Source organism: Kitasatospora sp. NPDC002227, assembly GCF_040296285.1.
Lineage (GTDB): Bacteria > Actinomycetota > Actinomycetes > Streptomycetales > Streptomycetaceae > Kitasatospora.
This window is the reverse complement of sequence record NZ_JBEOWY010000004.1, coordinates 55,602-69,367: the sequence shown is the minus strand read 5'-3', so window position 1 is coordinate 69,367 and position 13,766 is coordinate 55,602. Positions and strand designations below refer to the sequence as shown.

Below are 13,766 nucleotides of genomic sequence, written 5' to 3'. Positions count from 1 at the left end.
CACCGGAACGGACCCCACGGCCGCCCGCCGTCCGGGACAATCCGCGCCCCGCTACCCCCTCGCGGCCCGCTCTCCGAATCTGTTCCGAAAAAGCGTGTAAGACCCTGTCACCCCCGCACTCTCCCTCCACGAAGGGCCGCAACAGGGCGGGCCCGGAGAGAGTGAGAGAGGTACCGGTCATGGAGCGGTCCACGAGCGTCGTCGAGCACGAACTCGACCTCAACCTGGTGCTGTCCCCCGAGCGCAGCGTCCCCGTCCCCGCGCGGCTGTCGTACGGCATCCACGACCCGTTCGCCGTGCACATCACCTTCCACCTGGACAGCGGCACCCCGGTGACCTGGGTGTTCGCCCGCGAGCTGCTGGTGGAGGGCACTTTCCGCCCGTGCGGGCAGGGTGACGTGCGGATCTGGCCGACCCGGTCGGGGCGTAACAGCGTGCTCTGCCTGGCGCTCAGCTCGCCCGGCGGCGACGCGCTGCTCGAGGCCCCGCTCCCGGCGGTGGCCTCCTGGCTGGAGCGGGCGCACCGGCTCGTCCCGCCGGGCGCCGAGCTGGCCGCCCTCGACCTGGACAACTCGCTGGCCGAGCTCCTCGCGTGAGGCTTCGAGCTCCTCGCGTGAGGCTAGCGGCCGGACCGTACGGGCTGCGGCAGCTCGGTGCGCGGGCCGGGCAGCCGGACCAGGGGAGCACCCTGGGCGAGCCGGCGGGCCCGGACCCGCAGAGCGGCGAGAGCGAGGAAGCAGAGGCCGACCACGGGGTAGACCGAGGCCGGCAGCTGGTGCAGGGCGGGCAGGTGCTGGTCGAGATCGCCCTTGTGGGGGACGAGCCACATCGCGTACGAGAGGAAGGCGAGCAGGGTGGCCCAGAAGACGGGCCGCCAGCGCAGCCGGCGGACGGCGGCCGGCCGTGAGCGCTCGTGCGCGGCCTCGGCGGCCAGCAGGACGAGCAGCGGCACCACGCACCACCAGTGGTGGGTCCAGCTGATCGGGGAGATCAGCACCGCGGTGACGGCGGCGCAGCAGACGCCCCACGCGTCAGCGCGGGGCAGCCAGGGGCCGCTGCGGTGCGCCCAGGCGGCGGCGGCCAGACCGGCGACGGCGACCAGGCCGGCCAGCACGGTGGCCAGGGTGCCCGGGTCGGCGGTGTGCAGCAGGCGGGCGACGGCGCCCCGGACCGACTGGTTGTCGACGATCTCGGTGCGGCCGACCCGCGAGGAGTCGTAGAGGTACTTGGTCCAGAAGCCCCAGGTGGCGTCGGGCAGGGTGACGGCCCCGAGGGCGAAGGTGGCGAGGAAGGTGGCCCCGGCCACGAAGGCGGCGCGGACGCGGCCGGTGATCAGCAGGTAGACGGCGAACAGCCCGGGGGTGAGCTTGATCCCGGCGGCGATGCCGATGGCCACGCCCTTGGCCCGGTGCCCGTCGGCGCGCGTGAGGTCCCAGAGGACCAGACAGGCGAGGGCCAGGTTGATCTGGCCGTACCGCAGGGTGGTGAAGACCGGCTCCAGCCAGACGCCGAGCCCGGTGACCAGCACCACCCCGACCGGCCGCAGCTCCCGGCGCGGCCAGCCGGTGAGCTTGAAGGACAGGTGCGCGAGCACCGCGAGCAGCCCCAGGTTGCCCAGGGTCACGACGACCCGGAGCACGCCGACCCCGAGCCAGGTGGTCGGCACGAAGAGCATCGCGGCGAACGGCGGGTAGGTCGCGGGCAGGTTCCACTCGGTGACCCGCAGGGCGTAGAGGTCGTGGCCGTCGGAGACGGCGGCCCCTTCGGCCCGGTAGACGATCATGTCGACCATCGAGGTCCCGATGAGGTGCCGCACGATCGCGTACGTGAGCAGCGAGAATACGGCCAGGGAGGCCGCGATCGTCATCGGCCGCCTCGGCGCCTCCCGGACGGCGGTCGCCATCCGCCCGGGGAGCGCCACCACGCGGTGGGCCCACCCGGACGGCTCGGCGGACCGCCCGCTCGGCGCTTCGCGCCGCGTCTGCGCCGTTGTCACAATCCACTCCGTCCGCCGGTCAGCCAGCTAGCGACCATACCCGACGGAGTCGGCCGACCGGGGTCGGCGAGACCGGTCAGCCGGTGTAGGCGCCGAACGTACGGGTGAAGTCGTACGGCTGCTGGGCGATGCTGCTGCAGGTGGCGTCGGCGTACGGCTTGGCGCCGCCCTCGCAGGCCTTGTCGCGGGTGCCGGACCACATGGCCAGCCAGGCCAGGTGCTCGGCCCTGGCGAAGTCGGCGAGCTGCTTGGCGTCGGCCACGGTGAACACCTCGGTGGCGACGTCGTTGACGCCGATCATCGGGGTGACGGCGGTCTTCGCCCAGGCCTCGGCGTCGCTCAGGCCCAGCACGCTCTTGACCTGGGCCTGGGTCGCGGTGGCGGCGTCGATCGCGTACTTGCCCATCCGGCCGTTCGGGCTGGGGGCGACGCCGTCGCCGAAGTCCATCGCCATGATGTTGACGGCCCCGACGGCCACCCCGGCGCTCTTCGCCCCGGCGACCAGGTTCACCCCGTCCTGGGTCAGCCCGGTGGGCAGCGCGGGCAGGGTGAAGGAGACGTCCAGCGGGTGGCCCTTGGCGGCGGCGGTGTGCTGCAGCTGGGCGATGGCCTGGGCCCGTCGGCCGTTGGCGGCGGTGTCGCCGAGCGCGCCGCCCTCCACGTCGAAGTCGACCTTGGTCAGGCCGTACGCGTCCACCGCCTTCTGGTAGGCCGCCGTGAGGTCGGCCGCCGAGGAGCAGACGGTGGCCAGCTCGCTGCCGTTGGCCCCGCCGAAGGAGACCCGGACGTCACCGCCGGCCGCCCGCAGCGCCCCGATCTGCGCGGCGACGGCGTCGCTCGCCAGGTCGCTCACCCCGCCCCACTTGGGCGTGCAGCCGCCGCCGGAGACGATGAAAGCAAGGTTGAAGTTCTTGACCCCGGTCGCCTTGGCGGTGCCGAGCAGGTCGTACGCGGGGTAGAGCGAGGTGTCCACGTACGGCGCGAAGCGACCGCCCCCGGCCGGGGCGGGCGGCGGGGTGGTGGGCGGGGTGGTCGGGGTGACGGTGGGCTGCACGGTCGGGGTGGCCGTCGGGGTGGCCGTCGGGGTGACCGGGGCGGACGGCGAGGGCTGCGCGGTGGTCGGGCGGCCGGACGGCGTGGGGGCCGGGCCGGTGCCGGGCTTGCAGGCGGAGTCGTTGATCAGGCAGTTGCCGGGCTCGGCCTGGGCGACGCCGGCGGCGGCCTGGACGACGAAGCCGACCTCGACGGAGCGGCCGGCCTCGATCCGGCGGTTCCAGTCCTGCGGGTGCACGGTGATGTGCTGGCCGGCCGCGGTGAAGGTGCCGTTCCAGAGCGAGTCGATCTTCGCGCCGGCCGGGAGGTCGAAGCTCAGCGTCCAGTCCTGGAGCGGGCCCGAGTCGGTGTTGGTCACCACGTACTGCGCGGTGTAGCCCGTCTGCCAACTGCTCGTGGCGGTGTACACCGCCCCGACCGAAGCCGCACTCGCCGAGGACGCCAGCACCACCACCCCACCGGCCACCACCGCCGCCGTCACGGCGGAAGCCCCGAACACCAGCCCCTTACGACTCCGACGGTGCAGCCCAGCTCGACCCATGATGAACCCTCCAACGCAGCGATCCCCCCGGAACACCCGCCGACGCTAGCCCCACCGAACAGCCTCGAACCCCTGCCTCAGACGGACGAACGGTGCTGTTAGTGAACGCTTAAGGATCAGCTGCACCACCTAGGGGCGCGAGGAACTGCGCTGCCAACCATGCACGGCCTGCGGCCTACCGCTTCGCGCAGTTCCCCGCGCCCCTAGGCAGTTGCAACTGGCTCACTGTGACCGGCGTGCGGCCCGCTTCTTCCGTCCCCGCGCTGTTCCCCGCGCCCCTGGGAGGTGCAACTCGCCCTGAGTGCCGAGCCGGAGGCGGAGTTCGGCGCCGCCAAGAGCCGAGCGGCCGAGCGCCAGGTCGCCGCCCGTCGCTTCGGCGAGTTTGCGGACGATGTCGAGGCCGAGGCCCGTGGAGCCCTCGCCGCCCTGGCCCTCGCCGCGCCGCACCGCCGCCGCCGGATCCGCGAACCCGGCCCCCGCGTCACCGACCAGCACGATCACCGCGCCGGAGGCGACGTGCACGTCGACCGAGAACGCCGTCCCCACCGGCGTGTGCCGGAAGACGTTCCCGAGCAGCGCGTCCAGCGCCGCCGCCAGGTCCCCCCGCTGCACCGGCACCGGTGCCGCCCCCTCCGCCCCCGCCAGCTGCCACGGGCGGGCTTCGTCCTCGGCGAGGGCCGACCAGAAGCCCACCCGCTCCCGGATCACCTCCGCCGCGTCGCAGCCGACGGCGACGACCGGCACGGAGTCCGGCGCCCGCCGGGCCGAGCGGATGATCTGGTCCACCTCCCGCTCCAGCTGCGCGACGGCGTGCCGGGTGGCCTCCGCGGCGTCCCCGGAGCCGAGCGAGGCCGCGTTGAGCCGCAGCACGGTCAGCGGGGTGCGCAGCCGGTGCGAGAGGTCGGCGGCCAGTTCGCGCTCGGCGGCCAGCAGGTGCACGACCCGGTCGGCCATCGCGTTGAACGCGGCGGCGGCTTCGCGGAGCTCGTCGGGGGCGCCGGCCGCCTCGCGGCCGGTGAGCGGCACCCGGACGGCGAGGTTGCCGGAGCCGAGCGAGCGGGCGGCGGCGGCCAGCCGCCGGGCGGAGGCGACGATCCGGGCGCCCATCCGGTCGGCCACCAGGACGGAGATCGCGACCAGGGCCAGCGCCACCAGCGAGAGCACCAGCCAGGCGGTGCCCACCCCCCGGGTGAGGTCCTCCTCGGCGACGTACACCTCGATCACGGCGACCCGCCCGCCGTCCACGGTGACCGGCTGCAACAGCGCGAAGCCGCCGGGCGCGTGCACGGTGAAGGACCGGTTCTGCCCGCGTGCGACGGCCACCGAGGCGAGGTCCGCCCGGGCCTTGCCGACCACCACGGCGGTGGGCAGGTGGACGGCTATCCGGTCCCGGGCGCCGGCGTCGGTGCTGGCCAGGGCGCGGGCGATGGCGTCCTGGTCGGTGGTGATGGCCAGGGCCGGGCCGAGGGCGGCGGCCTGGCGCTCGGCGGCGGTGAAGGCGCGGTCGCGGGCGGTCTGCTGCACCATCAGGCCGAGCGGGATGAGGAAGGCCAGCGCGACCATCGTGGTGCCCGCGACCGCGGCCTTGACCATCGCCCAGCGCAGGGGTTGCCCCCGGCCGGAGGCCGGGGGCGGGTACCCCCGGCCGGACGGCGGAGGCTGGCCCCGCCCCTGGGAGATCCGCGGCGGCCGGCGCAGCCTCACGCCGGCCCCTCCCCGAGCGGCGCCGGTGCCTCCAGCCGGACCCCGACCCCGCGCACGGTGTGCAGGTAGCGCGGCCGGGAGGCCGTCTCGCCCATCTTGCGGCGCAGCCAGGAGAGGTGGACGTCGATGGTCTGGTCCCCGCCGTAGGTCTGCTGCCAGACCTCGGCCAGGATCTCCTTCCGCGGCACCACGACCCCGGGCCGGGCGGCCAGGAAGGCCAGCAGGTCGAACTCGCGCCGGGTCAGGTCGAGCGGCCGGCCGTCGAGCACGGCCTCCCGGCGCTGCACGTCCACGGTGAGCCCGCCGACGCCGAGCACCCGGGGGGCGGGGGCGGCCCCGCTGCCGAAGCGGCGCAGCACGGCCGCCATCCGGGCCGTCAGGTGCTCGACGGAGAAGGGCTTGACGAGGTAGTCGTCGGCGCCGTCGTTGAGCAGCCGGACGATCTCGGCCTCGTCGTCCCGCGCGGTGGAGATGATCACGGGCACGTTGGTGACGCCCCGGATCATCTTGAGCGCCTCGCCGCCGTCCAGGTCGGGCAGCCCCAGGTCGAGGATGACCAGGTCGCAGCCGACCTGGGCGACCTCGCGCAGCGCCTCCAGCGCGGTGCCGACGCTGCGCACGGCGTGGCCGGAGTCGGCGAGGTGCCGGATGAGGGCGGAGCGTACGAAGGGGTCGTCCTCGACCACGAGCACTGTTGCCATGGGGCTGCACGGTACGGCATCCGGTCCGATTGGTCTGTACCTCGGGTGCCCACCAGGGCACCCGCGTACGGCAGGATGTGCACGCGATGCGGAACGGACTGGTACAACTCGGCGCCTGGGCGGCGGCCACCGGGGCGGCGGTGCTGCTGTCCTGGCTGGGCGTGCACGCCGTGCTGTCCGAGTCGCTGTCGGCCCGTCCGCTCCCGCTGCCGCTGCCCACCGCCCGCCCGGCCTCCTCCCTGCCCGCCGTCCCGCTGCCCGAGAGCGCCACGGGCGGCGGCGCCACGGCCGGCGGGCCGGTGCCCGGCGCGGCCACGCCCGCCGCCCCGACGCCCGCCGCCCCGACGCCCGGCGCCGCCCCGGGCAGCCCCCGGCCGACCCCGTCGGCGGGCCAGGTCACGCCGCGGCCGTCCTCGGTGCGCAGCTATCTCGTCCCGGGGGGCCGGGTGGCGCTGGACATCGGGCCCGATGCCGCCCGGCTGGTGTCGGCCACGCCGGACGCGGGCTGGCAGCTGCAGTACTGGACGGGTGACAGGTGGATGCGCTTCGACTTCACCAAGGACGGCGCGGCCAACTCGGTCTTCGTCACCTGGAACGGGCATCCGCCGGACGTCCAGACGGTGGTCAGGTAGTCGGTCAGGTGGTCAGCACCCCGGCCGGCGCCGGCAGGTAGCCCGGCAGGTACGGGCCCGGGTAGGCGGTGCGGTCGACCAGGGTGTGCCGCCCGGCGGGGGTGGCGACCGCCGCGAGCACCGCGATGCCCCACCGGTCGGACACCTCGTAGGGCTCGGTGAGCGGCACGGCGCCCCGGTCCACCGCGTAGTCGTACGCGGCGTAGGCGTCGGGCACCTCGAGGGCGAGGTCGAAGATGCCGTCGCCGTGCGCCGCGACGTGTTCGGCGAGCAGGCGGCCGTGCTCGGTGAGCGGCTGGAGCACGGAGGTGACCACGAAGCGGACGTCCCCGGCGGCCAGCACGTAGGCCAGGCGCTCGGGGTTGCCGGTCGCGGGGCCGCTCCAGGCGGTGCAGCGCAGGGCGAGCGCGGTGGCGTAGTGGCGGGCGGTGCGGCGGGCGTCGGCGACGGCCAGCACGACCGCGTCGGTACGGGTGGCCCGCAGCGGGCCGTCGTCCAGGTGGGGGGTGAGCGGTGCGGTGAAGGGATCGGCGAAGACGTCGGTCAAGTGAAACCTCCCCGGTGAGCCCTGCCGCGCGGTGTGGGGGCGGCGCCGCAGGGTGGTGGAGGGAGCGTGGCCCGCGCCACACCGTTGCGCAACTGTTCCGATTCCTCCTGGGCAAGCTGCGCCGTGGGGCCGGAAAATGGCTGTTCCTGCTGTGCAGTTTGCCCATCGGACGGAGCCGCCGTGCCATCCCCCAACGACGCCATCGACGCGCTGGACGGAAAGTTGATCAGACTACTCAGCGCCGAGCCGAGGATCGGGGTGCTCGAGTGCTCGCGGCGGCTGCAGGTCGCCCGGGGCACCGTGCAGGCCCGGCTGGACCGGCTGCAGGCGCGCGGGGTGATCGGGGGCTTCGGCCCGCAGGTCGACCCGGCGGCGCTGGGGTACCCGGTGACGGCCTTCGCCACCCTGGAGATCTCCCAGGGCCAGGGCGCGGACGTCCGGGCGCACCTGGCCTCGGTGCCCGAGGTGCTGGAGCTGCACACCATCACCGGGCAGGGCGACATGCTGGTGCGGATCGTGGCCCGCTCCAACGCCGACCTGCAGCGGGTGATCGACCGGGTGGTGGACTTCGACGGCATCGTCCGCGCCTCGACCGCGATCGCGCTGGAGAACCCGGTGCCGTACCGGGTGCTGCCGCTGGTGGAGCAGGCCGCCGGGGAGTGACCGGCGGCCCCCGGCTCAGCAGCTGGGGACGGCCCCGCCGCTCTTCAGCGCCTTGAGCGCGTCCACCGCACCGGCCAGCGTGGTGACCGGCACCAGGCGCAGCCCGGCGGGCGTGTCGACCTTGGCGTCCGCGCACTCGCCGCGGGGCACCAGGAAGACCGTGGCGCCGTCCTGGGCGGCGGCCTTGGTCTTCAGCGGCACGCCGCCCACCGCGCCGACGTTGCCGTCGTTGTCGATGGTGCCGGTGCCGGCGATCACCTTGCCGCCGGAGAGGTCCCCGCCCGAGCCGTCCCCGGCCAGCTTGTCGATGATGCCGAGCGCCAGCATCTGGCCCGCGCTCGGGCCGCCGATCGCGCCGAGGTCGACCGTGACCTTCACCTGGCTCGCCGGCAGGTGCAGGTACGCCAGCGCGGCGACGGTCGCGCTGTCCTGGGACTGTGTCATCTGCTGGGCCGTCACCTGCTCGGCCTTGGCCGGGTCGGTCTGCGGGTAGACCGCGTCGGAGGGCAGCACGGCCTCGCCCTTGTCCGCCCAGGCCTTCAGCGCCGTCCACAGAGTGGTCTTCTCGCCCGGGTTGGTGGCGGAGATGGTCACCATCCGCAGCTGCCCCTCGGTCGCCCGGGTGGGCGCCCCCGTGAGGGTGAGGACCTGGTGCCCCTTGTACTGGCCGAGGACGTCGGCGGTGTCCCCGGGCCAGGTGAGGGTGTACGGCAGCGGCGCCAGCGCCGCCACCGCGAACAGCGCGGCCGCCAGTGCCCCGCAGAGTGCGAGCGCACGGGTGCGGGGGGCGGTCAGGGCGGCGGGCAGCTTGAGATCAGACACACGGGAATCCAAACACACCCGCCCGGCCGGGGCCGCTCATCGCAGCGCGTCGGCGACCTCGGTCGCGGCCTCGACCACCCGGGGGCCGACCCGCTCGGGGACGAGTCCGTTGAGCATCACCACGCCGACACTGCCCTCGATGCCGCTCAGGCCGATCAGGGCGGCGGCGGCGCCGCTGGCGCCCGACTGCTCCTCGGCCCGGGTGATCACGAAGCCCTGCTCGGGCCGGCGCTGGCCGGGGAAGGCCCGCGCCTCCAGGATCGCCCGCCCGGCCGCGCTCTCCTCCAGCGGGTGCCGCAGGCCGGTGCGGTAGGCGACGTGGAAGTCCGTCCAGCTGGGCTCGACCACCGCGACGGCCAGCGCCTCGGCGCCGTCCACCAGGGTCAGGTGCGCGGTGGCGCCCAGGTCCTCGGCCAGGCTGCGCAGCGCGGGCAGCGCGGCCTCCCGCAGCAGCGGGTGGACGCGGTGGGCCAGGCGCAGCACGCCGAGCCCGACCCGGGCCCGGCCGCCGATGTCGCGGCGGACCAGCCCGTGCTGTTCCAGGGTGGCGAGCAGGCGGTAGACGACGGTGCGGTTGACGGCGAGGCGGGCGGCCAGTTCGGTCACGGTGAGCCCGCGCTCGGAGTCGGCGAGCAGTTTGAGGACCCGGACCCCACGGTCCAGCGTCTGAGAGGTCTCGGCAGTCACGACGCGCGATTTCCTTTCTACGGCTGCCACGGCCCGGTGCAAGGCATGCGGGGGCCGGGGCGTGGAGAGGCGCGCAGGGGGGGTGGCTGCGTCACTCCGGCGGCGCGGGGGGTGGTCGGCCGACAGAGCGTGGGGAGAACGTAGTGAACGCGATGCGCACAGCGGAAGTAGTTGTCCAAAATTCGGGCGCGATCGCAATCAACTCGTTCCCGTAAACCGGGACAAGCAGCGCATTTTCGATCCTCTAATTCGAAGCTCAGTTCGATTATTTTCCGGAGTGCGGACACCGGGCTCTGAAAGCATTCCCAGCGGATCCCCAGTCGGTTCTCAGCCGACCCGCAGCAGTCCGTCCCGCAGCGCCACCGCCACCGCCGCGCCCCGGCTCTCCACACCGAGCTTGGTGTAGATGTTGGTCAGGTGGCTCTTGGCGGTCGCCTCGCTGATGAACAGCCGGGCCGAGATCTGCCGGTTCGACATCCCGTCCGCGAGCAGCCTGAGCACCTGCACCTCCCGCGGCGAGAGCGCCGGGGCGCCGGCCCGCATCCGCCGCAGCAGCCGCCCGACCGCCGCCGGGCCGAGCACCGACTCGCCCCGGGCCACCGCCCGTACGGCGGAGACCAGCTCCGCGGCCCCGCTCTCCTTGCCGAGGAATCCCATCGCGCCCGCGTCGATCGCCGCGAACACGTCCTGCTCGGCCCCGTACGCACTGAACACCAGGACGGCGGGCGGCCGCTCGCGGGCCAGCAGTGCCGAGATCAGGTCGGTGCCCTGGCACTGCCCGGAACCCAGGTTGAGGTCGAGCAGCACCACGTCCGGCTGCCCGTCGGCGGGCGCCTCGACCAGCAGCCGCAGCGCCTGCTCCTGCCCGGCGGCCTCACCGACCACCCGCAGGTCCGGCTGGTCCTCCAGCATCATCCGCACCCCGAGCCGCACGGCCGGATGATCGTCCACGACCAGCACCCGGACGACCACGGCCGTCACGATCCCGCCCCGCGCCACCGCACCGCCATGTCCACTCCCCCGGCGAACCCGCTCCTCGGCATACCGACCGCCCGGCGCCTCAGTATGCCAGCCGTGATCAGCAGATCCGACAAATGGGGTGCTCGCCCTCCTGGCCGACTTTCAGGGCAGATGCATACGGTTCATGCCAAGTCGCGGTCACGCCGAGAACTCCACCGCCACCACCGTGCCCCCGCCCGGCCGCGAGTCCACCCGCAGCCGGCCCCCGCTGCGGCCGACCCGCTGCGCCATCCCGGACAGCCCGAGCCCCGGCCCGCCGGCCGCCACCGCCCCGGCGCCGTCGTCCCCGACCAGCAGCCGCACCCGGTCCGCCAGATAGGCCAGTTCGACGGTGATCCGGGCCGCCCCGGCGTGCCGGACGGCATTGGCCACCGACTCCTGCACCGCCCGCAGCGCCGCGCTCTCGGCCGGCAGCGGCAGCCGCCGCACCGGCCCCGAGACCCGCAGCTCCAGCTCGGGCACCGGCCCGGCGCCGCAGGGGCCGTCCGGGTGCGCCTCCCTCAGCTGCTTCAGCACCGTCAGATGACGGGCCACCAGATCGGCGTACCGCTCCAGCGCCGCGGTCAGCCCGCCGTGCTCCAACTGGGAGGCGGCCACCCCGCCGATCAGGTCCTGCCCCTGGCCGAGCCCGAGCACCGCCGTCTCGTACGCCGTGCCCAGCCGTGCCCGGGCCGTGTCCGCCCCGGCCGGCAGGGCCTGTTCGGCGGCCCGGATCATCAGGGTCAGCGCCAGCAGGCTCTGCGCCACGGTGTCGTGCACGTCCCGCGCGATCCGGGCCCGCTCCTCCAGCCGGCCCTGCTCGCGCAGCCGCTCGGCCCGACGAGACGTCAGCCCCCGGGCGCGCCCGGCCCTCCTATCACTCGACATGCCGCGGAGTCCACCACCATACGATCGGTTTTCTTCTCACCCCTGCGGTGAACCCCGGGCCCGTCGCACGGCGGTTGTGAACACCGGGGCAGGCGGGGGAGCCTGAAGACTCGGGTGCCGTACGACGGGGGACACTATGCGATTCCACGAACTGCCGGAAGACTTCGAAGGCCACCACCCCGCCACCGAGGAGGGCCTGCGGGCCGCTCTCACCATGGAGCTGGAGACGGCCGCCGGCCGCTGCCACCAGCTCCCCACCGAACTCGACTACCACCCGGCGGACCCTTTCGTCCTCCGCTTCACCTTCCACCTGCCGGACGAGACCCCGGTGGTCTGGACGGTGGCGCGCGAGCTGCTGCTCGCCGGGCTCACCGCCCCGGCGGGCGAGGGGGACGTCCGGGTCCGCCCGCACCCCGCGGCACCCGGGCTGGTCCAGCTCCAGCTGCGCTCCCCCACCGGCGCGGCCGCCCTGGGCGCCGACGCCGGGGCACTGCGGGAGGTACTGCTGCGCACCGAGCTGCTGGTGCCGCTCGGTGCGGAGCTGGACCCGGCGGAGCTGGACGCCGAGCTGGCCCGGCTCCTCGGCGAGACCGCCCAGGAGAACTGACCGTCAGGCCGAGGTGGTGTTGGCCCACTCCCGGATCCGGGCGATCCGGGCCTTCAGCTGGTTGGCGGTGGCCTGCGCGGTCAGCGGGCCGCCGCACTGGCGGCGCAGCTCGTTGTGCACGGTGCCGTGCGGCTGGTTGGTGCGGTGGTGCCAGGCGGCCACCAGCGAGTTGAGCTCCTTGCGCAGGTCGCGCAGCTCCTGGTGGGTCACCACCGGGCGCTGCTCGGCGGGGAGTTCGAGCAGGTCGGCCTGCTCGGCGGGCTTGCTCTTGGAGCGCTGGATCTGCTTGGTCTGGCGCTTCTGCAGCAGCATCTGCACCTGGTCCGGCTCCAGCAGGCCCGGGATGCCGAGGTACTCCTCCTCCTCCTCGGAGCCGGGGTGCGCCTGCATCCCGAACTCCATGGCGTTGTAGAGCACCCGGTCGAAGACCGCGTCCGAGCCCAGCGCCTCGTAGGAGAGCTCCTCGCCACCGCCGTCCGGCCCGTCGTTGGCCTTCTCGGCCTCGGCGAGCAGGCGGTCCTCCTCGTCGAAGAGACCCTCCTCGCCCTCCTTCTTGGGCCGGTCGAGCACGTGGTCGCGCTGCAGCTCCATCTCGTTGGCGAAGCCGAGCAGCATCGGCACCGAGGGCAGGAAGACGGAGGCCGTCTCACCGCGCTTGCGGGCCCGCACGAAGCGGCCGACGGCCTGGGCGAAGAACAGCGGGGTGGAGATCGAGGTGGCGTACACCCCGACCGCCAGGCGCGGCACGTCGACGCCCTCGGACACCATCCGGACCGCGACCATCCAGCGCTCGTCGCTCGCCGAGAAGTCGGAGATCCGCTGCGAGGCCTCGGTCTCGTCGGAGAGCACCAGGGTCGCCTTGTGCCCGGTGATCTCGCGGATCATCTTGGCGTAGGCGCGGGCCGCGTTCTGGTCGGTGGCGATCACCAGGCCGCCCGCGTCCGGGATGGCCTTGCGGACTTCGGTGAGCCGCTTGTCGGCGGCCCGCAGCACGTTCGGGATCCACTCGCCCTGCGGGGCCAGCGCGGTGCGCCAGGCCTGGGCGATCAGGTCCTTGGTCATCGGCTCGCCCAGGCGCGCCTCCAGCTCGTCGCCGGACTTGGTGCGCCAGCGCATGTTGCCGCTGTAGCTGAGGAAGATGACCGGGCGCACGACGTGGTCGGCCAGCGCGTGCCCGTAGCCGTAGGTGTAGTCGGCGACCGACTTGCGCAGCCCGTCGGTGTCCTGCTCGTAGGTGACGAACGGGATCGGGTTGGTGTCGGAGCGGAACGGCGTACCGGTCAGTGCCAGGCGCCGGGTGGCCGGCTCGAAGGCCTCGAAGCAGGCCTCGCCCCAGGACTTGGAGTCACCGGCGTGGTGGATCTCGTCCATGATCACGAGGGTCTTGCGGGCCTCGGTGCGGTTGCGGTGCAGCATCGGGTTGACCCCGACGCCCGCGTACGTCACCACGATGCCCTGGTAGTCCTTGGACAGCGGCCCCGAGGAGTACGCCGGGTCCAGCCGGATGCCTATCCGGGCGGCGGCCTCGGCCCACTGCTTCTTCAGGTGCTCGGTCGGGGCGACGACCGTGACCTGCTGCACCAGGTGGTTGTGCAGCAGGTACGAGGCCAGGGTGAGCGCGAAGGTGGTCTTGCCTGCGCCGGGGGTCGCGACGGCCATGAAGTCGCGCGGCTGCTTCTCGATGTACCGGTCCAGCGCCCCCTGCTGCCAGGCCCGCAGCTTGCCCGCCGTACCCCAGGGGGCACGGCCCGGGAAGGCCGGGGAGAGGTGGTGCGAGGAGGGTGCGCCGGCAGCCTTCACGGGGCTGTGCGACTGGGCATCCGAGAACAGCGGAGCCATCGGGGAAGCGGGGGCAGTACTCACGGTCTCCGAGGGGGTCTTCGCAGGTCAGGGCCATGATCACGGCCAACCTTGCGGGCGGTTGAC

General features: G+C 74.0%; 14 protein-coding genes. 4 read left to right on the top strand and 10 right to left on the bottom strand.

All coding sequences use genetic code 11. The features are described 5' to 3' along the window. The first annotated feature begins 179 nt into the window (after window positions 1-179). On the top strand, window positions 180-596 hold the full coding sequence (locus ABT095_RS05245) for an SsgA family sporulation/cell division regulator (protein WP_104816322.1): 417 nt from the start codon (window positions 180-182) through the stop codon (window positions 594-596). Window positions 597-619: 23 nt separating this feature from the next. Here ABT095_RS05245 and ABT095_RS05240 read toward each other — a convergent pair whose 3' ends face one another. The 4 genes from ABT095_RS05240 to ABT095_RS05225 form a co-directional block, all read right to left on the bottom strand. After that, a complete protein-coding gene (locus ABT095_RS05240; protein ID WP_350527915.1) occupies window positions 620-1,996 on the bottom strand; it encodes a glycosyltransferase 87 family protein in 1,377 nt (458 codons plus the stop codon). Between the two features lie 76 nt (window positions 1,997-2,072). Beyond that, on the bottom strand, window positions 2,073-3,590 hold the full coding sequence (locus ABT095_RS05235; RefSeq protein ID WP_350527914.1) for a cellulose binding domain-containing protein: 1,518 nt from the start codon (window positions 3,588-3,590) through the stop codon (window positions 2,073-2,075). Between the two features lie 222 nt (window positions 3,591-3,812). Next, window positions 3,813-5,195 carry a sensor histidine kinase gene (locus tag ABT095_RS05230; protein WP_350528062.1) on the bottom strand — a complete coding sequence of 461 codons (1,383 nt, stop codon included), beginning with the start codon at window positions 5,193-5,195 and terminating at the stop codon, window positions 3,813-3,815. 95 nt (window positions 5,196-5,290) lie between these two features. After that, complete coding sequence (locus tag ABT095_RS05225; protein ID WP_350527913.1) at window positions 5,291-5,995, bottom strand: response regulator transcription factor; 705 nt, start codon at window positions 5,993-5,995, stop codon at window positions 5,291-5,293. A gap of 86 nt (window positions 5,996-6,081) precedes the next feature. On the opposite strand from ABT095_RS05225, the gene ABT095_RS05220 reads away from it, so the two are divergent. Beyond that, entirely contained in the window at window positions 6,082-6,627 is a 546-nt protein-coding gene (locus ABT095_RS05220; RefSeq protein WP_350527912.1) for a hypothetical protein, read from the top strand. Between the two features lie 4 nt (window positions 6,628-6,631). Here ABT095_RS05220 and ABT095_RS05215 read toward each other — a convergent pair whose 3' ends face one another. Then, window positions 6,632-7,174: a VOC family protein gene (locus tag ABT095_RS05215; RefSeq protein ID WP_350527911.1), complete on the bottom strand. Its 543-nt coding sequence runs from the start codon at window positions 7,172-7,174 to the stop codon at window positions 6,632-6,634. 180 nt (window positions 7,175-7,354) lie between these two features. Here ABT095_RS05215 and ABT095_RS05210 point away from each other — a divergent pair, with 180 nt between their 5' ends. Further along, window positions 7,355-7,837: an Lrp/AsnC family transcriptional regulator gene (locus ABT095_RS05210; RefSeq protein WP_104816327.1), complete on the top strand. Its 483-nt coding sequence runs from the start codon at window positions 7,355-7,357 to the stop codon at window positions 7,835-7,837. A 15-nt stretch (window positions 7,838-7,852) separates the two neighbouring features. Here ABT095_RS05210 and ABT095_RS05205 read toward each other — a convergent pair whose 3' ends face one another. The 4 genes from ABT095_RS05205 to ABT095_RS05190 form a co-directional block, all read right to left on the bottom strand. Continuing rightward, window positions 7,853-8,659, bottom strand: a complete 807-nt coding sequence (locus ABT095_RS05205; RefSeq protein WP_502884819.1) for a hypothetical protein — start codon at window positions 8,657-8,659, stop codon at window positions 7,853-7,855. A gap of 36 nt (window positions 8,660-8,695) precedes the next feature. Further along, on the bottom strand, window positions 8,696-9,346 hold the full coding sequence (locus ABT095_RS05200; protein ID WP_350527910.1) for an IclR family transcriptional regulator: 651 nt from the start codon (window positions 9,344-9,346) through the stop codon (window positions 8,696-8,698). 327 nt (window positions 9,347-9,673) lie between these two features. Further along, window positions 9,674-10,327, bottom strand: a complete 654-nt coding sequence (locus tag ABT095_RS05195) for a response regulator (protein WP_350527909.1) — start codon at window positions 10,325-10,327, stop codon at window positions 9,674-9,676. Between the two features lie 177 nt (window positions 10,328-10,504). After that, window positions 10,505-11,233: a sensor histidine kinase gene (locus tag ABT095_RS05190; RefSeq protein WP_350527908.1), complete on the bottom strand. Its 729-nt coding sequence runs from the start codon at window positions 11,231-11,233 to the stop codon at window positions 10,505-10,507. Between the two features lie 136 nt (window positions 11,234-11,369). On the opposite strand from ABT095_RS05190, the gene ABT095_RS05185 reads away from it, so the two are divergent. Continuing rightward, entirely contained in the window at window positions 11,370-11,840 is a 471-nt protein-coding gene (locus ABT095_RS05185; RefSeq protein ID WP_350527907.1) for an SsgA family sporulation/cell division regulator, read from the top strand. Between the two features lie 3 nt (window positions 11,841-11,843). Here ABT095_RS05185 and ABT095_RS05180 read toward each other — a convergent pair whose 3' ends face one another. After that, entirely contained in the window at window positions 11,844-13,679 is a 1,836-nt protein-coding gene (locus ABT095_RS05180; RefSeq protein ID WP_350527906.1) for a DEAD/DEAH box helicase, read from the bottom strand. Between the last annotated feature and the right edge of the window lie 87 nt (window positions 13,680-13,766).